The organism is Streptomyces sp. NRRL S-350 (assembly GCF_000719705.1).
Taxonomy (GTDB): Bacteria; Actinomycetota; Actinomycetes; order Streptomycetales; family Streptomycetaceae; genus Kitasatospora.
Window position 1 is genome coordinate 85,917 of the sequence record NZ_JOHO01000009.1, and the last position, 19,636, is coordinate 105,552.

Below are 19,636 nucleotides of genomic sequence, written 5' to 3' on the forward strand. Positions count from 1 at the left end.
GACATGAGTCGCTCCGCACACCCCGCAGGCCCCCGGCACGGCGATGTGCTGCCCGAGGGCCACTACCAGGCCCCGCCGGCCGACCTGAACGCGCTCGACCCCAAGGTCTGGTCGCGCACCGTCGCCCGCGCCGCCGACGGCCAGGCCACCGTCGGCGGGATCGGCGTCCGGCAACTGGCGGCCGAGTTCGGCACCCCGGCGTACGTGCTGGACGAGGAGGACTTCCGGGCCCGGGCGCGCGCCTGGCGGGACGCCTTCGGCACCGGGGCGGACGTCTACTACGCCGGAAAGGCGTTCCTCTCCAAGGCGGTCGTGCGCTGGCTGCACGAGGAGGGCCTCAACCTCGACGTGTGCAGCGCGGGCGAGTTGGCCGTCGCGCTGGCCGCCGGGATGCCGCCGCGGCGGATCGCGCTGCACGGCAACAACAAGTCGGTGGACGAGCTCGAACACGCGGTGAAGACCGGCGTCGGGCACATCGTGGTCGACTCGTACGAGGAGATCGAGCGCCTGGCCGCGATCGCCGCCCGCCAGGGGGTGCGCCAGCAGGTGCTGATCCGGGTCACCGTCGGCGTCGAGGCGCACACCCACGAGTTCATCGCCACCGCGCACGAGGACCAGAAGTTCGGGCTGTCGCTGGGCGGGGGAGCGGCCGCCGAGGCGGTGCGCCGGGTGCTCGGCCACGACAGCCTGGAGCTGCGCGGCATCCACTCGCACATCGGCTCGCAGATCTTCGACACGGCGGGCTTCGAGGTGGCGGCCCGCCGGGTGGTCGGCCTGCTCGCCGAGATCCGCGACGAGCACGGCGTGCAGCTGCCCGAGATCGACCTCGGCGGCGGCCTCGGCATCGCGTACACCAGCGACGACGACCCGCGCGAGCCGGCCGAGATCGCGGCCGCGCTGGCCGACATCGTCCGCCGCGAGTGCGCCGCCGCGCAGCTGGACGCGCCCCGGCTGAGCGTGGAGCCGGGCCGGGCGATCGTCGGCCCGACGGCGTTCACGCTGTACGAGGTCGGCACCGTCAAGCCGGTGGCGGGCCTGCGCACCTACGTCAGCGTGGACGGCGGGATGTCCGACAACATCCGCACCGCCCTGTACGACGCCGAGTACTCGGTGGCCCTGGTGTCGCGCACCAGCGAGGCCGCGCCGATGCTGGTCAGGGTGGTCGGCAAGCACTGCGAGTCCGGCGACATCGTCGTCCGGGACGCCTTCCTGCCGGCCGACCTCGCCCCGGGCGACCTGATCGCGGTGCCCGCCACCGGCGCCTACTGCCGTTCGATGGCGAGCAACTACAACCACGCCCTGAGGCCGCCCGTGGTGGCCGTCGAGGGCGGTGCGGCCCGGGTGATCGTCCGGCGCGAGACGGAGGAGGATCTCCTGCGTCTCGATATCGGATGACGAAATCCTCGTCTCAGATCATGGAACGACCGTAGATCCGTGCGGAAAGTCCCGGAGACTGGTACGGACCGAAGTTCCCGGCGGGCGGGAAAACCGCCGGAAATACCGAAGCAGATGAATGCAGAGCGGAGTCGGATGATGCGTACGCGCCCGCTGAAGGTGGCGTTGCTGGGTTGTGGTGTGGTGGGCTCCGAGGTGGCGCGCATCATGACGACGACGGCCGACGACCTCGCCGCTCGCATCGGTGCCCCGGTCGAGCTGGCCGGGATCGCGGTCCGCCGGGCCGGGCGGGTGCGCCCGGGGGTGCCCGAGCACCTGATCACCACCGACGCCGAGGCCCTGGTCGGCCGCGGCGACATCGACGTGGTGGTCGAGGTCGTGGGCGGCATCGAGCCGTCCAAATCCCTGATCCTGTCGGCCTTCAAGCAGGGCGCCTCGGTGGTCAGCGCCAACAAGGCGCTGCTCGCCAAGGACGGCACCGCGCTGCACGCGGCGGCCGCCGAGGCCGGCGTGGACCTGTACTACGAGGCCGCGGTGGCGGGTGCGATCCCGCTGCTGCGCCCGCTGCGCGAATCCCTCGCGGGCGACAAGGTCAACCGGGTGCTGGGCATCGTCAACGGCACCACCAACTTCATCCTCGACAAGATGGACACCACCGGCGCCGGCTACTCGGAGGCGCTGGAGGAGGCCACCGCGCTGGGCTACGCCGAGGCCGACCCGACGGCCGACGTCGAGGGCTTCGACGCCGCCGCCAAGGCCGCGATCCTGGCCGGCATCGCCTTCCACACCGAGGTGACCGCGGCGGACGTCTACCGCGAGGGCATCACCGAGGTGACCGCGGCCGACATCGCCTCCGCCAAGGAGATGGGCTGCGTGGTCAAGCTGCTCGCGATCTGCGAGCGGGCGGCCGACGGCGAGTCCGTCACCGCGCGGGTCCACCCGGCGATGATCCCGCTCTCGCACCCGCTGGCCTCCGTCCGCGAGGCGTACAACGCGGTGTTCGTCGAGGCCGAGGCGGCCGGCCGGCTGATGTTCTACGGCCCGGGCGCGGGCGGCTCGCCGACCGCCTCCGCGGTGCTCGGCGACCTGGTCGCGGTCTGCCGCAACAAGCTGGCCGGCGCCACCGGTCCCGGGGACTCGGTGTACACGCAGCTGCCGGCCAAGCCGATGGACGAGGTGGTCACCCGCTACCACGTCAGCCTCGACGTGGACGACCGCGCGGGTGTGCTCGCCCAGGTGGCGTCCGTCTTCGCCGAGCACGGCGTCTCCATCGACACCGTGCGCCAGCAGGGCCGCGACGGCGACGCCTCGCTCGTCGTGGTCACCCACCGTGCCACCGACGCCGCGCTGTCGGCGACGGTCGACAAGCTCCGCGCGCTGGACAGCGTGCGGGACGTGGCCAGCATCATGCGGGTCGAAGGGGAATAAGGAACTGCCATGAACGCCGTTGCCGAGAACGTCGTCCGAGGCGCGCACACCCACCAGTGGCGCGGCCTGATCGAGGAGTACCGGGACCGCCTGCCGGTCACCGCGGCCACCCCGGTGGTCACCCTGCTGGAGGGCGGCACGCCCCTGGTCCCCGCCCAGGTGCTCTCCGAGCGCACCGGCTGCGAGGTCTACCTCAAGGTCGAGGGCGCCAACCCGACCGGCTCCTTCAAGGACCGCGGGATGACGATGGCCATCTCCAAGGCCAAGGAGGAGGGCGCGCAGGCGGTCATCTGCGCGTCCACCGGCAACACCTCGGCCTCCGCCGCCGCGTACGCGGTGCGGGCCGGAATGGTCTCCGCGGTGCTCGTCCCGCAGGGCAAGATCGCCCTCGGCAAGATGGGCCAGGCGCTGGTGCACGGCGCCCGGATCCTGCAGGTCGACGGGAACTTCGACGACTGCCTCACCCTCGCACGGGAACTGTCCGAGAAGTACCCGGTGGCCCTGGTCAACTCGGTGAACCCGGTGCGCATCGAGGGCCAGAAGACCGCGGCCTTCGAGATCGTCGACATGCTCGGCGACGCCCCCGACCTCCACGTCCTGCCGGTCGGCAACGCGGGCAACATCACCGCCTACTGGAAGGGCTACCGCGAGTACGCCGCGGACGGCCTCTCCTCGCGCTCCCCGCGGATGTGGGGCTTCCAGGCCTCCGGCTCGGCCCCGATCGTGGACGGCGCGCCGGTGCTCAAGCCGCAGACCATCGCCACCGCGATCCGGATCGGCAACCCCGCCTCCTGGGACTTCGCGCTCGCCGCGCGGGACGAGTCCGGCGGCCTCATCGACAAGGTGACGGACCGTCAGATCCTGTCCGCGTACCGGCTGTTGGCGTCGCAGGAGGGCGTCTTCGTGGAGCCCGCCTCGGCCGCCTCGGTGGCCGGCCTGCTGGCCAAGGCGGAGGCCGGCCTGGTCGACCCGGGCCAGCGGATCGTCTGCACCGTGACCGGCAACGGCCTCAAGGACCCGGACTGGGCGGTGGCCGGCGCGCCGCAGCCGCAGATCGTCGCGGTCGACCCGGAGGCGGCGGCCCGGCAGCTCGGACTGCTCGACCGGTAGCGTGGTCTGACACTTCGACGGGCCGACCCTTTCGGGGGTCGGCCCGTCAAAGTTCTCCACTGACACTTTTGTGTCAATTCCGCTTCGCATTCCGAACCGATTTCGGCACGCATTCCGGCCAGAACCGGCAACACACCAGACCGAAGGCCCACGGGGTGTACCGCTGGGGAACCTCTCTTCGATACTCTGGCTTCGGCCGTGTGGCACATGCCCCGGGCCCGGCGCCGTCCGGGCCGCGCCGAACGACTGCGGCCGCCCGCCCCGGAAGGGGCCTGCGGCCCTTTCCCCCACCTCGCACCGACGACGCGCTCCGCGCCGCCCGATTTCCCCAGGAGAGTCCACCGCATGGCCGGTCCTGCGTTCCGTGCCGCCGCCGTCCGGGTCCGGGTTCCCGCGACCAGCGCCAACCTCGGCCCCGGCTTCGACGCCTTCGGACTCGCGCTGGGTCTGTACGACGACGTGGTCGTCCGGGTCTCCGACTCCGGCCTCGCCGTCGACATCGCCGGCGAGGGCGCCGAGACGCTGCCGCGCGACGAGCGCCACCTGCTGGTCCGCTCGATGCGCGCCGCCTTCGACCGGCTCGGCGGCCAGCCGCGCGGCCTCGAAGTGGTCTGCGCCAACCGCATACCGCACGGCCGGGGCCTCGGCTCCTCCTCCGCCGCCATCTGCGCCGGCATCGTGGCCGCCCGCGCCGTCACCATCGGCGGCCCGTCGGCACTGGACGACGACGCGCTGCTGGCCCTCGCCTCCGAGCTGGAGGGCCACCCGGACAACGTCGCGGCCTGCCTGCGCGGCAACTTCACCATCGCGTGGACGGACGAGGAGTCCGCCAAGGCGGTCGCCCTCGAGCCCTCCGAGCAGGTCGTCCCGATCGTGTTCGTCCCGGCCGGCGAGGTGCTCACCGAGACCGCCCGCGGCCTGCTGCCCAGGACCGTCCCGCTGTCCGACGCCGCGATCAACGCGGGCCGCTCCGCCCTGCTGGTGGAGGCCCTGACCCGCCGGCCCGAACTGCTCTTCGCCGCCACCGAGGACCGCCTGCACCAGGACTACCGGGCCTCCGCCATGCCGGACAGCGCCGCGCTGGTCGGCGTGCTGCGCGCCGAGGGCGTCCCCGCGGTCATCTCCGGGGCCGGCCCGACCGTCCTGGCGCTCACCGACGAGGCGGGCGCCGACAAGGTGCTCTCGTTCGCCGGGCACCACGGCCACGGCGGCGACCCGGCGTTCGCCGCGCACCGGCTGGACGTCGACCGCGCCGGGGCCGTGGTGCTCCCGCTGGACGTCTGAGCCGCCCGTACGGCCCGGCCCCGGCACCCCGCCGAGCCGGGCCCGCGGACACGATTGGCAAGCACCAGGCCGGGGAATGTCTGAGGGGGTCGGTAGTGTTAACCTCATTGCTGCACCAGGTGCCCTCCGGGGCTCGGTGCGCCGCGTCCCGATCCCAGCACTCCACTGCCGTGGAGTCCCGGCGATGCACGGGGCGACGATTCTCCGGGAGCCCACCGCAGCGCGTACGCAGCCTGCCTGCGCGACATGCGGCCGCATCCCGAAGCCGTGACGGCACCTGACTCCCACCCGCGGCCTCCCACCTTGAGGCCAGGACGGGCGGAGCGCGGGCCACCGTCACGCGACGGGGGCCCGGGATTCGCAGGCAGCGTGGGGGTTACGCCCTCAGGGGAGGTCGACACACGACCGGCCCACACGCCACTCAGCACCACCGTGCTTCATGCACCGCACCTCGCAGCCCTCCCTCGACAGGCTCCCGCCGTTCGAGGGGATCACCGCCTCGGACCGACGCAGTCGAGCGTCGGTCAGGACAGCACAACCGGTCGCCGAGCCAGACAGGCCGACGTCCGCTCCAGGGAAGGACCCTTAGTGAGCGACTCCACCGATCTGATGGGCGCGCGCCCGGACGCCGAAGCGTCGGACGCAGCCGCCGCCACCGCTGCCCCGGCTCGCCGCCGTCGCAGCGCCGCCGCGGGCCTGGACGGCATGGTCCTGGCCGAGCTGCAGAAGCTCGCCGGGGACCTTGGCATCACCGGTACCGGACGCATGCGCAAGAGCCAGCTGATCGAGACCATCAAGGAGAAGAGCGGCGGGGACCCGCTGCTCGCCGCCGGTGGCGCCCCGGCCGCCAAGCGCACCGCCGCCAAGGCGGACGCCGACGCCCCGGCCGAGAAGCCGGCCCGCCGCACCAAGGCCGCCGCGGCCGCCGCCGCCGCGACCGAGGCCCCGGCCGCCGCCGATCAGCAGGCCCAGATCGAGATCCCGGTGCAGGCCGCCGCCGAGACCGCCGCGCCCGCCCGTACCGAGCGCACCCGCCGCCGGGCCACCGCGGCCGCCGGCGCCCCCACCGCGCCGGTCGGCGCCGAGGCCGAGGCCGCCGTGACGGTCGCCGAGCCGAAGCAGGGCGAGGGCCGCCCGGCCGAGGCCCGAGGCACCGAGACCCGCGAGGACAGCCGCGAGAGCCGTCGCGACCGCCGTGAGCGTCGGGACCGCCGGGACTCCGGCGAGCGGACCGAGCGCACCGACCGGACCGAGCGCGCCGAGCGTCCGGAGTCCGCCGACGCGCAGGACGCCGACTCGCGCGAGTCGCGCCGCGACCGCCGCAACCGCCGCGAGCGCGCCGACCGCCAGGGCCAGCAGGGCCAGCAGCAGGGCGGCCAGAGCGGCCAGGGCGACCAGCAGGGCCGCCAGGCCCCGCAGGCCCAGCAGCAGCCCCAGTCGCAGCAGCAGGGCGGTTACGACGACGACGAGTTCGGCGAGGGCCGCCGTGGCCGCCGTGGCCGCTACCGCGACCGCCGGGGCCGTCGTGGCCGCGACGGCTTCGAGGCCGGTCCCGCCGAGCCCGTGGTCGGCGAGGACGACGTCCTGATCCCGGTCGCGGGCATCCTGGACATCCTCGACAACTACGCGTTCGTGCGCACCTCCGGCTACCTGCCGGGCCAGAACGACGTCTACGTCTCGCTCGCCCAGGTCCGCAAGAACGGCCTGCGCAAGGGCGACGCCATCACCGGCGCGGTGCGCCAGCCGCGCGACGGCGAGCGCCGCGAGAAGTTCAACGCCATGGTGCGGCTGGACTCCGTCAACGGCATGGACCCGGAGAGCGGCCGGGGCCGCCCCGAGTTCAACAAGCTCACCCCGCTGTACCCGCAGGACCGGCTGCGCCTGGAGACCGACCCGGGCGTGCTGACCACCCGGATCATCGACCTCGTGTCGCCGATCGGCAAGGGCCAGCGCGGTCTGATCGTCGCGCCGCCGAAGACCGGCAAGACGATGGTGCTGCAGGCGGTCGCCAACGCGATCACCCACAACAACCCCGAGTGCCACCTGATGGTCGTCCTGGTCGACGAGCGTCCGGAGGAGGTCACCGACATGCAGCGGTCGGTGAAGGGCGAGGTCATCTCCTCGACCTTCGACCGCCCGGCCGAGGACCACACCACCGTCGCCGAGCTGGCCATCGAGCGCGCCAAGCGCCTGGTGGAGCTGGGCCACGACGTGGTCATCCTGCTGGACTCGATCACCCGCCTGGGCCGCGCCTACAACCTCGCGGCGCCGGCCTCCGGCCGCATCCTGTCCGGTGGTGTCGACTCGACCGCGCTGTACCCGCCGAAGAAGTTCTTCGGTGCCGCGCGCAACATCGAGAACGGCGGCTCGCTGACCATCCTGGCCACCGCGCTGGTCGAGACCGGCTCGCGCATGGACGAGGTGATCTTCGAGGAGTTCAAGGGCACCGGCAACATGGAGCTCAAGCTCGACCGGAAGCTCTCGGACAAGCGCATCTTCCCGGCCGTCGACGTGGACGCCTCCAGCACCCGCAAGGAGGAGATCCTGCTCGGCAGCGAGGAGTTGGCCATCGTCTGGAAGCTGCGCCGGGTGCTGCACGCGCTCGACTCGCAGCAGGCGATCGAGCTGCTCCTGGACAAGATGAAGCAGACCAAGAGCAACGCCGAGTTCCTGATGCAGATCGCCAAGACCACCCCCGGCTCCAACGACTGACCGTAGCCGGACGGCTGTCGAAGCACGGAACCCCGGATCGCGCGAGCGGTCCGGGGTTCCGTGCGTCCGCGCCCGCTTTGTTCCAGAGTCGGGACATCTTGAGCGCGTTTGGATCATCTTGTCCGATTTACTCTGGACCGTATGGCCGAGCACCAGAGGATCCCGAGTAGTCGCCGCAAGGTCCTGCGGACGGCCGCCTGCGCGTTCGTCGCGCTCGTCGTCCTCGGCGCCGGCGCGGCCGTCTACGCGTACGTCAAGCTCAACGGCAACATCAAGAGCGTCGACATCGACGGGCGCCTCGGCGACGCCCGGCCGCCGGCCGCCACCGACGGCTCCTTCAACATCCTGGTGCTGGGCTCCGACTCGCGGAACGGCGAGAACGGCGACCTGGCCGGCGGGAACACCGGCTACACCGCGCGCTCGGACACCGCGATGGTGGTGCACGTCAACCAGGCCCACTCGGGCGCCCAGATCGTCTCGATACCGCGCGACACCCTGGTCACCCGCCCCGACTGCACCGACGCGAGCGGCCGGACCGTCGCCGGGGCCAAGCGCGCGATGTACAACAGCGCCTTCGAGACGGGCGGCGCGGCCTGCGCGGTCAAGACCACCGAGCAGCTCACCGGGCTGCGGATGGACCACTACCTGCAGATCGACTTCGCCGGCTTCGCCCGGGTCGTGGACGCGATAGGCGGCGCCACCGTGACCACCACGGTGGCCATCCACGACAAGGACAGCGGCCTCGACCTGCCGGCCGGGCAGCACCACCTCGACGGGCAGCAGGCGCTCGCCTTCGTCCGCACCCGGCACGGCGTCGGCGACGGCAGCGACCTCGGCCGGATCGAGCTGCAGAAGCAGATGGTGAAGTCGCTGCTCCAGCAGGCCGGCGGAGCGGGACTGTTCACCGACCCGGTCAAGGCGTGGTCACTCGGTGACACGGTGACCAAGAGCGTCACCACCGACTCCGCGCTCGGCTCGGTGAACGCGCTGGTGGGGCTCGCCCAGGAGCTCAAGGGCATCGGGCCGGACCAGCTCGGCATGGTCACCCTGCCCGTGGCGGCCGCCCCCGGCGACCCGAACCGGGTGGTCGAGCAGCAGCCGCAGGCCGACCAGGTCTGGGCGGCGCTCAAGGCCGACCGGGCGTTCCCGCAGGCGGTCGTCACCGCGCAGCCGGAGAACCCCGCCCAGGCCGACCCCACGGCCACCCCGTCGACGTCCGCGAGGACCGCCGGGACGGGCGGAAGGCCGACCGCGAAGGCCACCGCGCACACCACCCCGAAGGCCGCCCCGAACCCGGCCACCGGTCGCTGAGCGGAGCCCGGAATATCCGGGACCGGCCCCCGGTTTGGGAAGATGCGGCCGGTCCTGGCAGACTGGTCCGTCGGTCCCGGTTCACGTGCGGCACTCCAGCCGCCGACCCGGTGCCCTCCCGAAACCTAGGAGAACCCCTTGAAGTCCAACGTTCACCCCGAGTACGTGGTCACGCGCGTGACCTGCACCTGCGGCGCCGAGTTCACCACCCGCTCGACCGAGACCAGTGGCGAGATCCGCGCCGAGGTCTGCTCGCAGTGCCACCCGTTCTACACCGGCAAGCAGAAGATCCTCGACACCGGTGGCCGCGTGGCCCGCTTCGAGGCCCGCTTCGGCAAGCAGCACAGCGCGAAGGCCTAGCGCTCCCTCGGCGCCGGTTCCCGGCGCCCCCGTACTCGTATGTCGGGGGCGCCGGGGACCGGCGCCGTTCGCGTCCCCCCACGCACCGCCCACACCGCACCATCCGAGCCCCCGGGAAGAAGGCCACCCCATGTTCGAGGCAGTCGAAGAGCTCCTCGTCGAGCACGCCGACCTCGAGAAGAGGCTGGCCGACCCGTCCGTCCACGCCGACCAGAACAACGCGCGCAAGCTGGCCAAGCGGTACGCCGAGCTGACCCCGATCACCCGGATCTACCGGCAGTGGCGGCAGGCCGGCGAGGACATCGAGGCCGCCCGCGAACTCGCCGTCGAGGACCCGGACTTCATCGCCGAGGTGAAGGACTCCGAGGCGCGCCGCGACGAACTCACCGAGGAGCTGCGGCTGCTGCTGGTGCCGCGCGACCCGAGTGACGACAAGGACGTCATCCTGGAGATCAAGGCGGGCGAGGGCGGCGAGGAGTCCGCGCTGTTCGCCGGCGACCTGCTGCGGATGTACCTGCGCTACGCGGAGCGGGTCGGCTGGAAGACCGAGATCATCGACTCCAACGAGTCCGACCTCGGCGGCTACAAGGACGTCTCGGTGGCCGTGAAGACCAAGGGCGGCAGCACGGAGCCCGGCCAGGGCGTCTGGGCCCGGCTGAAGTACGAGGGCGGCGTGCACCGCGTGCAGCGCGTCCCCGCCACCGAGTCCCAGGGCCGCATCCACACCTCCGCGGCGGGCGTGCTGGTCACCCCCGAGGCGGAGGAGGTCGAGGTCGAGATCGTCGCCAACGACCTGCGGATCGACGTCTACCGCTCCTCCGGCCCCGGCGGCCAGTCGGTCAACACCACCGACTCGGCGGTCCGGATCACCCACCTGCCGACCGGTATCGTGGCGTCCTGCCAGAACGAGAAGAGCCAGCTGCAGAACAAGGAGCAGGCGATGCGCATCCTGCGTTCGCGGCTGCTGGCCGCCGCGCAGGAGGAGGCCGAGCGCGAGGCCTCGGACGCGCGCCGCAGCCAGGTCCGCACCGTGGACCGCTCCGAGCGGATCCGGACGTACAACTACCCCGAGAACCGCATCTCGGACCACCGCACGGGATTCAAGGCCTACAACCTGGACCAGGTCCTGGACGGCGACCTGAACCCGGTGATCCAGTCCTGCGTGGACAAGGACGCGGCGGCCAAGCTCGCCGCGGCCCAAGAGAACTGAGACCGGCGCGCCCCAGCCCACGTGCAGTCCGAAAGCCGGAGCGCAGAAAACGAGGTCGTACGGATGAACCTGCTGCTCGCCGAGGTGGCCCAGGCCACCCAGCGGTTGGCCGCGGCCGGCGTGCCGTCGCCGCGCTTCGACGCGGAGGAACTCGCCGCCTACGTCCACAACGTCAAGCGCAGCCAGCTGCACACGGTGACGGACGCCGACTTCGACGCCCGCTACTGGGAGGCGGTCTCGCGCCGGGAAGCCCGCGAGCCGCTCCAGCACATCACCGGGCGGGCGTTCTTCCGCTACCTCGAACTGGCGGTCGGCCCCGGGGTGTTCGTGCCCCGGCCGGAGACCGAGACGGTCGTCGAGTGGGCCATAGACGCCGTGCGCGACATGGACGTGGCCGAGCCGCTGGTGGTGGACCTGTGCTCCGGCTCCGGCGCGATCGCCCTCGCCCTGGCGCAGGAGCTGCCGCGCTCGACCGTCCACGCCTTCGAACTGGACGAGGGCGCGCTGGAGTACACCCGGCGCAACATCGAGGCCAGCCCGGACCGCGCCCGCGTCACCCTGCACGCCGGGGACGCCACCAGGGCCTTCGAGGACGACCGCTCCTGGGACGGCCGCTTCGACCTGGTCATCTCCAACCCGCCGTACATCCCGCTCACCGAGTGGGAGTACGTCGCGCCCGAGGCCCGCGACCACGACCCGCAGATGTCGCTGTTCTCCGGCGAGGACGGCCTGGACACCATCCGCGGCATCGAGCGGGTCGCCGCCAGGCTGCTGCGCCCGGGCGGCGCGGTGGTCATCGAGCACGCCGACCAGCAGGGCGGCCAGGTGCCGTGGATCTTCAACGAGGAACACGGCTGGACGGACACCGCCGACCACCGCGACCTGAACAACCGGCCCCGCTTCACGACCGCCCGGAGGGCGGGGTCGTGAACGGTCGGGCACTGTCATGAGCCACTCCGGAAGGGGACCGCACCGATGAGCCGCCGCTACGACTGTGCCGATGCCGGGGACCGCGCCACCGGCCTGCGCGAGGCCGCTTCGGCGGTCCGCCGCGGCGAACTCGTCGTGCTGCCCACCGACACCCTGTACGGGGTCGGCGCGGACGCCTTCTCCCCGGAGGCCGTCGGCGAGCTGATGACCGCCCGGGGCCGCGGCCGCACCACGCCCTCGCCCGTGCTGGTCGGCTCGCCGACCACGCTGCACGGCCTGGTCACGGACTTCTCCGAGCAGGCCTGGGAGCTGGTCGACGCGTTCTGGCCCGGTGGGCTCACCCTGGTCGCCCGGCACCAGCCTTCGCTGCGCTGGGACCTCGGCGAGACCCGCGGCACCGTCGCGGTCCGGATGCCGCTGCACCCGGTCGCCATCGAGCTGCTGAACGCGACCGGCCCGATGGCCGTCTCCAGTGCCAACCGGATCGGCGGGTCGTCCCCGGTGACCTGTGACGAGGCGCAGGCGCAGCTGGGCGACGCCGTCGCGGTCTACCTGGACGGCGGGTCGGCGGACCACACCGCCGCCTCGTCCATCGTCGACGTCACCGGCAAGGTCCCGGTCCTGCTGCGGGCGGGCGCGATCAGCGTCGAGCAGCTGAGGGAGGTCGTCCCCGACCTGGAGGCCGGCAGTTGACGCCCACCGCCTCGCTCCACTCCGGGCCCGGCATAGCGCCGTACCTGAGCGTGGGCCCCAGGCCGCTGGACCACTTCCGGATCCTGTTCGTCTGCACCGGGAACATCTGCCGCTCGCCGATAGCCGAGCGGCTCACCCGGCGTGAGCTGGACACCCGGCTGAGCCCCCGGGTGGCCGGGCGGATCCTGGTCGAGAGCGCCGGCACCTGGGGCCACGTGGGCGCGCCGATGGAGGACCACGCCGCGACGGTGCTCGACGAGTACGGCGCCGACAGCGGTGGCTTCACCGGCCGGGAGCTGCTGGACGAGCACGTGGTCGAGGCCGACCTGGTGCTCACCGCGACGCTGGACCACCGCGCCCAGGTGATCTCGATGGGCCACGAGGCGGGCCTGCGCACGTTCACGCTGAAGGAGTTCACCCGCCTGGTGCGGACGATCGACCCGGGCACGCTGCCCGATCCCCGGCGCGGCGCGGACGTCACCGAGCGGGCCCGTGCGCTGGTCCGGGCGGCCGCCGCGCTGCGCGGCTGGCTGCTGGCGGCGACGCCGGAGTCGGACGAGCTGGATGACCCGTACGGGGCACCGATCGGCATGTTCCGCAACTGCGGCGAGGAGATATTCCACGCGGTCGACCCGGTGGTCACCGCGCTCACGGGGGTCGCGGCGCGCCGCTGAGGGCCGAACGGCCCCGTCCCGGCGGGCCGGGCGGCGGCAACGGTCCTACGCTGGTCGGACCGTCCCCCGGCCACCGGCTGGGAGGTGCCCCCACTCGCAGCGACCGGGAGCCCCGCCATGACCGTCACCGATGCCGCGACCGGACCGACCACGACCCGGGGCCGCCCCCCGACGTCCGAGGCGCTGCACCGCGCCGATCCGCAGCTCGCGGACCTGCTGGCCGCGGAGGCCGAACGGCGGGCCGAGACCATCCAGCTGCTGGCGGGGGAGAACCTCACCACCCCGGCCGTCCTGGCGGCCCTCACCGGCCCGCTGATCGACAAGTACGCCGAGGGCTACCCGGGCCGCCGGCACCACACCGGCTGTGCGCTGGCGGACGCCGCCGAGCTGCTGGCGATCGACCGGGCCCGCGGGCTGTTCGCCGCCCCGCACGCCAACGTCCAGCCCCGGTCGGCGACTTCGGCGATGCTGGCGGCCTACGCGGCGCTGCTGCGGCCCGGCGACGGGGTGCTGGCGATGTCGCTGGAGCACGGCGGACACCTCAGCTGCGGCTCCCGGGCCAACTTCTCCGGCCGCTGGTTCGACTTCACCGGGTACGGCGTGCGCGAGGACGACGGGCTGATCGACCTCGACCAGGTGCGCGAACTGGCCCGGCGGCACCGCCCGAAGGCCATCGTCGCGGGGTCGATCTCCTACCCGCGGCACCCGGACTGGGCGGCGTTCCGGGAGATCGCCGACGAGGTGGACGCCTATCTGATCGCCTCCGTCGCGCAGACCACCGGCCTGGTCGCGGCCGGGGTGGCGCCCTCCCCGGTGCCGTACGCGGACGTCACGGTGGCGGCCACCCACAAGCTGCTGCGCGGCCCGCGCGGCGGTCTGCTGCTGTGCACGGCGGAGCTGGCCGAGCGGGTCGACCGCGCGGTGTTCCCGTTCAGCCAGGGCGGCGCGGCGATGAACGAGGTGGCCGGCAAGGCGGTCGCCCTCGCGGAGGCCTCGACGGCCGACTACCGGGCGTACGCGCAGCGGACGGTGTCCGGGGCCCGGGCCCTGTCCGAGGGGCTCGCAGCGGCCGGTGTGCGCCCCCTGACGGGCGGTACCGACACCCACCTGGTGACGGCCGACGTGAGCCCGCTGGGCGTGAGCGGGGCGGAGGCCGAGCGGCGGTGCGCGGCGGCCGGTCTGCTGCTCGGCAAGTGCGCGCTGCCGTTCGACCCGGCGCCGGCCGCGGAGACCTCCGGGATCCGGCTGGGCACGGGCACGGTGACCAGCCAGGGGATGGGCGAGGCGGAGCTGGCGGAGATCGCCGGGCTGATCGCGCGGGTGCTCGCCGACGGCGCCGTCGCCCCGGCCGCGGCCCGGGTCCGGGAGCTGGCCCGGGCCTTCGCCGGGCCGGCCTGAGCGCGACCGTCCACGGGCATCCGGATCTCCTACCCGGGAGGGCGAACCGCGATGCACGTCCCGGGCGTCCGACTCAATAAGGTGTGTGCCGTGGCGACGCACCTCGAACCCCGGGAAGGCAGGGGAGTACCTTCGGTACTTCCCCGTTCGACAGTCATGCAGGAGGCCAGTGGTGCGTGAGTATCTGCTGGTGCTGTTCTGCACCGCCGCCGTCACCTACCTGCTGACCGGCCCGGTCCGGAAGTTCGCCATCGCGGCCGGCGCCATGCCGCCGGTGCGCGCCCGCGACGTGCACCGCGAGCCCACGCCGCGGCTCGGCGGCATCGCGATGTTCGGCGGGCTGTGCGCGGGCATCCTGGTCGCCTCGCAACTCGACAACCTGAGCAAGGTGTTCACCCAGGGCACCGACATCCGTGCGCTGCTGTCCGGCGCCGGGATCATGTGGCTGCTCGGGGTGCTCGACGACAAGTGGGGCGTCGACGCGCTGGTGAAGCTCGGCGGTCAGATGATCGCCGCCGGTGTGATGGTGTGGCAGGGCGTCACGGTGATCACCCTCCCGGTGCCCGGCGTCGGCGCGGTCGCGGTGAGCCCCACCCAGGGCATGGTCATCTCGGTCACCCTGGTCGTCGTCATGGTCAACGCGGTGAACTTCATCGACGGCCTGGACGGCCTGGCCGGCGGCATGGTCTGCATCGCCGCGATGGCCTTCTTCCTGTACAGCTACCGGCTCTGGTACGGCTACGCGATCACCGACGCGGCCCCCGCCGTGCTGTTCAGCGTGCTGCTGATCGGCATGTGCCTGGGCTTCCTGGCGCACAACATGCACCCGGCGCGGATCTTCATGGGCGACTCCGGCTCGATGATGCTGGGCCTCATGCTGGCCGTCGCCGCGATCTCCGTCACCGGCCGGGTCGACCCGGACCTGATCAACAACGAGACCGGTTCGCAGACCGCCACCGTGCACGCCCTGGTGCCGATCTACATCCCGCTGCTGCTGCCGCTGACGGTCATCGCGCTGCCGCTGGCCGACCTGCTGCTCGCCGTGGTGCGCCGCACCTGGGCCGGCCAGTCGCCGTTCGCCGCGGACAAGCGCCACCTGCACCACCGGCTGCTGCAGGTCGGGCACTCGCACAGCCGGGCCGTGCTGATCATGTACTTCTGGGCCGCGCTGATCGCCTTCGGCACGGTCGCCTTCTCGGTGACCAACACCGGCCGCACGGTGGCCCTGACGCTCGCCGGGCTCTGCCTGGTCGGCCTGGTGGTGCTGCTCACCCCGCGGTTCCGGCCGCGCGCCCCGCGGGCGGTGCAGTCCTTCGTCCCGCCGCGGTACCGCCGGCAGGCCTCCGGTCCGATGGCCGAACTGTCGGCGAAGGACAAGCAGCTCCTCGGTGAAGTCGGTGAAGCCGACCGGGAATCCGCCCCGCGGGCCGACCACGGACCGGCCGGCGGCCTTCGCTGACGGGTGAGTTGACGACCCGTCGGACGCCTTCACCCGTACGGCGGGTTCGCTGCGCCGTCGGTGTGACAGGTGCCACACATTCATGGTAAAGCTCTCATCAAATAGTTTGTGATACCGTTCACGAGTACCGAGAACACGCCGAAAGAACCTGACAGGTGGATGACTTCCGTCCCTGTCGGTCTCCCTCGACGGGCCCGCCGCTCCTGCGGGCGGCCCGGCGGCGATGCTCGGTCCGGTGTCACCCGCCACCGTCTGTGCCCGTCCCCCCGCCACATCGACATGCCGCCGGAGCTGCCGACATGCCGTCCACCGACGCCCGGATCCTCCGAGGCGCCGCGATTCCCACTGCGGTCGCCGGGATCATCGCCATGGCGATCTCCTTCGCAGTCGCCGGCGGGAAGGGCCTGCTCGGCGCCCTGTTCGGCGCGCTGCTCGTGATGGCGTTCTTCAGCTTCGGCCAGGTCGCGCTCGACCGGCTGACCAGGTCGAACCCGCACATCATGATGGCCGCCGGTCTGCTCGTGTACACCACGCAGATCCTGCTCGTGGGCATCGTCCTGGCGATCTTCAAGAACACCGAACTCTTCAACCGGCAGGCGTTCGCCTTCACCCTGCTCGGCTGCGCCCTGATCTGGACGGGCTTCCAGGTGCGCGGCGCACTCAAGGCCAAGACCTTCTACGTCGAGACCGACACCTCGGAAAAGAAGGGCGACAAGCCCTCCGACTCGGGGCGTCAACAGTGACGAGGCCCAACTGTCCCCCCAACGAGGGGGGCGGTGTTTATGCCGCACTGACGGGCTGCTATCGTCCGTCGCAACAACGGAGTACGGGAAGAGGCCTGGTCTGTCCGGACAGCGGACTGATCGCCCCCCGGATCCGCGCAGTCTTCGATGATCCCGCTGTGGTGCAGCGCACTGGCGCGCGGGGTCGGCGAGAAACCCATCAAGTTCCAGTGCCGCTCCGTGGCCTCAGGCCATGCCGACACACCGAGGTTGCCGTATCCATGCGTCACGACGAAGGAGTCCGTGGTGAGTGCTGAACTCACGTCTTCGCTCGCCTCAGGCAGTTGCCACTTCGGGGACGCTGGCTGCGGCTTCCCGGCCCCCGGCCTGAACGAGTTCGACTTCAAGCCGATCTTCACCGTCGGCAGCTTCTACTTCAACAAGCCGATGCTGCTGTCGATGATCGTCGCAGTGCTGGTGGTCGTCTTCTTCTGGGCCGCCTTCGCCAAGCCGCGTCTGGTGCCGGGCAAGCTGCAGCTGGTCGGTGAGATCGGCTACGACTTCGTCAAGCGGTCCATCGTGCTGGAGACGATCGGCAAGAAGGGCGAGAAGTACGTCCCGATGCTCGTCTCGATGTTCTTCTTCATCTGGTTGATGAACATCATGTCGATCATCCCGTTCGCGCAGTTCCCGGTGACGGCGGCGATCGCGTTCCCGGCCGGCCTCGCGGCGGTCGTGTGGATCACCTACATGACGCTGACCTTCAAGAAGCACGGCTTCGTCGGCGGTCTGAAGAACCTCTGCTGGCCGTCGGGCATCCCGGGCTGGGTCATGTTCATCCTGGTGCCGATCGAGTTCTTCTCGAACATCTTCGTGCGGCCCTTCACGCTCGCGGTCCGAGCCTTCGCGAACATGTTCGCCGGCCACCTGCTCGTCGTGATGTTCTCCGTCGCCTCCTGGTACCTGCTCAGCCCGACCCTGGGCGCGCTGTACGGCTCGGCGTCGTTCGTCGTCGCCGTCGGCCTGACCGCCTTCGAGCTGCTGGTCCAGTTCCTGCAGGCCTACATCTTCGTGATGCTGGCCAGCAGCTACATCGCCGGTGCCCTCGAAGAGGCGCACTGAGCCAGGGGGCCCAGGCCCCTCCCTGAACCAACCTCCCGGATCGCCCGGTGGCCAATCACCACCGGTTCACCACCCCTGCAAAGGACAATTGCAATGAGCATGCTCGCTGAGGGCGTCGTCGGTTCCATCGCCTCCGTCGGCTACGGTCTCGCGGCCATCGGCCCCGGCATCGGCGTTGGTCTCATCTTCGGTAACGGTGTCCAGGCCATGGCCCGTCAGCCCGAGGCTGCCGGCCTGATCCGTTCCAACATGTTCATCGGCTTCGCGCTGACCGAGGCGCTCGCCCTGATCGGCATCGTCATGCCGTTCGTCTTCGGCACCGGCAAGTAATTCCGGCGTAGCCCTTTCTGAGGAAGGTCCAGATATGAGCATCGCGGCTTCGCTCGCGGCCGAGGAGCAGATGAATCCGCTCCTCCCCGCGTGGCCCGAGATCATCATCGGCCTGCTCTGCTTCTTCATCGTCTTCGGGCTGCTCGGCAAGAAGCTCCTCCCCAGCATCGAGAAGGTGCTGTCGGAGCGTCGGGACGCCATCGAGGGCGGCATGGAGCGGGCCGAGGCCGCTCAGGCCGAGGCCCAGGCCCTGCTTGAGCAGTACCGCGCCGAGCTCGCCGAGGCGCGCCACGAGGCTGCCCGCATCGTCGAGCAGGCTCGCGAGCAGGGCGCCGCCCAGCTCGCCGAGATGCGCGAGGAGGGCCAGCGCCAGCGCGAGGCCATCGTCGCGGCAGGTCACGCCCAGATCGAGGCGGACAAGAAGCAGGCGACTGCCGCCCTGCGTCAGGACGTGGGCTCGCTGGCCACCCAGCTGGCGTCCCGCATCGTGGGTGAGTCCCTGGAGGACCACACCCGGCAGAGCGGCGTGATCGACCGCTTCCTGGACGAGCTGGAGGCCAAGGCCGCCGTTGCTCAGGGTGCGGCCAAGTGATCGGCGCCAGCCGTGAGGCCCTCGCTGCCGGCCGGCAGAACCTGGAGAGCCTGACCGACTCCACCTCGGTGGACGCGGCCAAGCTCGCCGAGGAACTCACCGCCGTCACGGCCGTGCTGGACCGCGAGGTGTCGCTGCGCCGAGTCCTGACCGACCCCTCCCGGTCCGGCCAGGACAAGGCCCAGCTCGTGACCTCGCTGCTCACCGGCCAGGTCTCCGGCGAGGCCGTGGACCTGGTCTCCGGGCTGGTCCGTTCCCGCTGGTCGGGTTCGCGTGACCTGGTGGACGCGACCGAGGAGCTCGCCGCGTACGCCGAGATCATCGCCGCGGACCGGGTCGGCGTCCTGGACGACGTCGAGGACGAGCTGTTCCGCTTCGGCCGGGTGGTGAGCGGCTCGCACGAGCTGCGCGCCGCGCTGACCGAGCCGAAGGCCGGCGCCGTCGCGAAGGCCGAGCTGATCAAGAAGCTGCTCGGCGGCCGCGCCAACGCCGGCACCGTCCGACTGGTCACCGCCCTGGTCAACGTGCCGCGTGGCCGTAGCCTGGAGCAGGGCCTGGAGTCCTACTCCAAGCTCGCCGCCGCACGCCGTGACCGCATGGTGGCCCTGGTCACCACCTCGGTGCCGCTGTCGGACGCCCAGAAGGAGCGCCTGTCCGGCGCTCTGGGCCGGATGTACGGCCGCCAGGTGCACCTGAACATCGACGTCGACCCCGAGGTCGTCGGCGGCGTCCGGGTGCAGGTCGGCGACGAGATCATCGACGGCACCGTGTCGAGCCGCCTCGAAGGCGCTCGCCAGTCGCTCGAAGGCTGAGCACCGAAGCAGCACATCCGACCCTCGGTCGGGAAACCGGTTCCCCAAGGAGCCGGTACATCGTACGGCCGGTTCATACGACCCGGCCGAGAGT

18 protein-coding genes are annotated in these 19,636 nt (G+C 71.8%); all 18 read left to right on the plus strand.

What is annotated here, in order from left to right; translation table 11 throughout:
- Window positions 1-3 precede the first annotated feature (3 nt).
- The 18 genes from lysA to IF30_RS0111475 all read left to right on the plus strand — a co-directional run bounded on the left by lysA (window position 4) and on the right by IF30_RS0111475 (window position 19,542).
- Window positions 4-1,395 carry a diaminopimelate decarboxylase gene (gene lysA, locus IF30_RS0111390; protein WP_030235743.1) on the plus strand — a complete coding sequence of 464 codons (1,392 nt, stop codon included), beginning with the start codon at window positions 4-6 and terminating at the stop codon, window positions 1,393-1,395.
- Window positions 1,396-1,530: 135 nt separating this feature from the next.
- Window positions 1,531-2,823, plus strand: a complete 1,293-nt coding sequence (locus IF30_RS0111395) for a homoserine dehydrogenase (protein WP_030235746.1) — start codon at window positions 1,531-1,533, stop codon at window positions 2,821-2,823.
- Window positions 2,824-2,832: 9 nt separating this feature from the next.
- Window positions 2,833-3,933, plus strand: a complete 1,101-nt coding sequence (gene thrC / locus IF30_RS0111400; protein WP_051709897.1) for a threonine synthase — start codon at window positions 2,833-2,835, stop codon at window positions 3,931-3,933.
- Window positions 3,934-4,278: 345 nt separating this feature from the next.
- Window positions 4,279-5,217 (plus strand): homoserine kinase, encoded by a 939-nt coding sequence (gene thrB, locus IF30_RS0111405; protein ID WP_030235753.1) that lies wholly within the window; start codon window positions 4,279-4,281, stop codon window positions 5,215-5,217.
- Window positions 5,218-5,805: 588 nt separating this feature from the next.
- Entirely contained in the window at window positions 5,806-7,929 is a 2,124-nt protein-coding gene (rho, locus tag IF30_RS0111410) for a transcription termination factor Rho (RefSeq protein ID WP_030235755.1), read from the plus strand.
- Window positions 7,930-8,070: 141 nt separating this feature from the next.
- Window positions 8,071-9,240: an LCP family protein gene (locus IF30_RS0111415; protein WP_063752588.1), complete on the plus strand. Its 1,170-nt coding sequence runs from the start codon at window positions 8,071-8,073 to the stop codon at window positions 9,238-9,240.
- A gap of 138 nt (window positions 9,241-9,378) precedes the next feature.
- The gene (gene rpmE, locus IF30_RS0111420; protein ID WP_030235761.1) at window positions 9,379-9,600 is read left to right on the plus strand and encodes a 50S ribosomal protein L31; all 222 of its coding nucleotides are present in this window, start codon (window positions 9,379-9,381) and stop codon (window positions 9,598-9,600) included.
- Window positions 9,601-9,730: 130 nt separating this feature from the next.
- Window positions 9,731-10,810, plus strand: coding sequence for a peptide chain release factor 1 (gene prfA / locus IF30_RS0111425; protein WP_030235764.1), 1,080 nt, complete (start codon window positions 9,731-9,733; stop codon window positions 10,808-10,810).
- A gap of 63 nt (window positions 10,811-10,873) precedes the next feature.
- Entirely contained in the window at window positions 10,874-11,740 is an 867-nt protein-coding gene (prmC, locus tag IF30_RS0111430) for a peptide chain release factor N(5)-glutamine methyltransferase (RefSeq protein WP_030235768.1), read from the plus strand.
- A gap of 45 nt (window positions 11,741-11,785) precedes the next feature.
- Window positions 11,786-12,433 carry an L-threonylcarbamoyladenylate synthase gene (locus IF30_RS0111435; RefSeq protein WP_030235770.1) on the plus strand — a complete coding sequence of 216 codons (648 nt, stop codon included), beginning with the start codon at window positions 11,786-11,788 and terminating at the stop codon, window positions 12,431-12,433.
- Between the two features lie 32 nt (window positions 12,434-12,465).
- Window positions 12,466-13,107, plus strand: coding sequence for a low molecular weight phosphatase family protein (locus IF30_RS0111440; protein ID WP_051709942.1), 642 nt, complete (start codon window positions 12,466-12,468; stop codon window positions 13,105-13,107).
- 117 nt (window positions 13,108-13,224) lie between these two features.
- Window positions 13,225-14,505 (plus strand): serine hydroxymethyltransferase, encoded by a 1,281-nt coding sequence (glyA, locus tag IF30_RS0111445; protein WP_030235776.1) that lies wholly within the window; start codon window positions 13,225-13,227, stop codon window positions 14,503-14,505.
- 172 nt (window positions 14,506-14,677) lie between these two features.
- Complete coding sequence (locus IF30_RS0111450; protein ID WP_030235778.1) at window positions 14,678-15,964, plus strand: MraY family glycosyltransferase; 1,287 nt, start codon at window positions 14,678-14,680, stop codon at window positions 15,962-15,964.
- A gap of 299 nt (window positions 15,965-16,263) precedes the next feature.
- Window positions 16,264-16,707, plus strand: a complete 444-nt coding sequence (locus tag IF30_RS0111455; RefSeq protein WP_030235781.1) for a hypothetical protein — start codon at window positions 16,264-16,266, stop codon at window positions 16,705-16,707.
- A 285-nt stretch (window positions 16,708-16,992) separates the two neighbouring features.
- A complete protein-coding gene (gene atpB / locus IF30_RS0111460; RefSeq protein ID WP_030235784.1) occupies window positions 16,993-17,808 on the plus strand; it encodes a F0F1 ATP synthase subunit A in 816 nt (271 codons plus the stop codon).
- A gap of 93 nt (window positions 17,809-17,901) precedes the next feature.
- Window positions 17,902-18,138, plus strand: a complete 237-nt coding sequence (atpE, locus tag IF30_RS0111465) for an ATP synthase F0 subunit C (protein ID WP_030235786.1) — start codon at window positions 17,902-17,904, stop codon at window positions 18,136-18,138.
- Between the two features lie 34 nt (window positions 18,139-18,172).
- Entirely contained in the window at window positions 18,173-18,730 is a 558-nt protein-coding gene (locus IF30_RS0111470; protein ID WP_030235789.1) for a F0F1 ATP synthase subunit B, read from the plus strand.
- A complete protein-coding gene (locus tag IF30_RS0111475) occupies window positions 18,727-19,542 on the plus strand; it encodes a F0F1 ATP synthase subunit delta (protein WP_030235794.1) in 816 nt (271 codons plus the stop codon). The genes IF30_RS0111470 and IF30_RS0111475 overlap by 4 nt, the downstream gene beginning before the upstream one ends.
- Window positions 19,543-19,636: the final 94 nt, after the last annotated feature.

Coding starts and splice junctions, on each gene's coding strand:
- IF30_RS0111435 (WP_030235770.1), top strand. CDS start 11,786: ATGAGCCGCCGCTACGACTGTGCCGATGCCGGGGACCGCGCCACCGGC.
- prfA (WP_030235764.1), top strand. CDS start 9,731: ATGTTCGAGGCAGTCGAAGAGCTCCTCGTCGAGCACGCCGACCTCGAG.
- lysA (WP_030235743.1), top strand. CDS start 4: ATGAGTCGCTCCGCACACCCCGCAGGCCCCCGGCACGGCGATGTGCTG.
- IF30_RS0111470 (WP_030235789.1), top strand. CDS start 18,173: ATGAGCATCGCGGCTTCGCTCGCGGCCGAGGAGCAGATGAATCCGCTC.
- thrB (WP_030235753.1), top strand. CDS start 4,279: ATGGCCGGTCCTGCGTTCCGTGCCGCCGCCGTCCGGGTCCGGGTTCCC.
- glyA (WP_030235776.1), top strand. CDS start 13,225: ATGACCGTCACCGATGCCGCGACCGGACCGACCACGACCCGGGGCCGC.
- prmC (WP_030235768.1), top strand. CDS start 10,874: ATGAACCTGCTGCTCGCCGAGGTGGCCCAGGCCACCCAGCGGTTGGCC.
- IF30_RS0111415 (WP_063752588.1), top strand. CDS start 8,071: ATGGCCGAGCACCAGAGGATCCCGAGTAGTCGCCGCAAGGTCCTGCGG.
- atpE (WP_030235786.1), top strand. CDS start 17,902: ATGAGCATGCTCGCTGAGGGCGTCGTCGGTTCCATCGCCTCCGTCGGC.
- IF30_RS0111455 (WP_030235781.1), top strand. CDS start 16,264: ATGCCGTCCACCGACGCCCGGATCCTCCGAGGCGCCGCGATTCCCACT.
- IF30_RS0111395 (WP_030235746.1), top strand. CDS start 1,531: ATGATGCGTACGCGCCCGCTGAAGGTGGCGTTGCTGGGTTGTGGTGTG.
- thrC (WP_051709897.1), top strand. CDS start 2,833: ATGAACGCCGTTGCCGAGAACGTCGTCCGAGGCGCGCACACCCACCAG.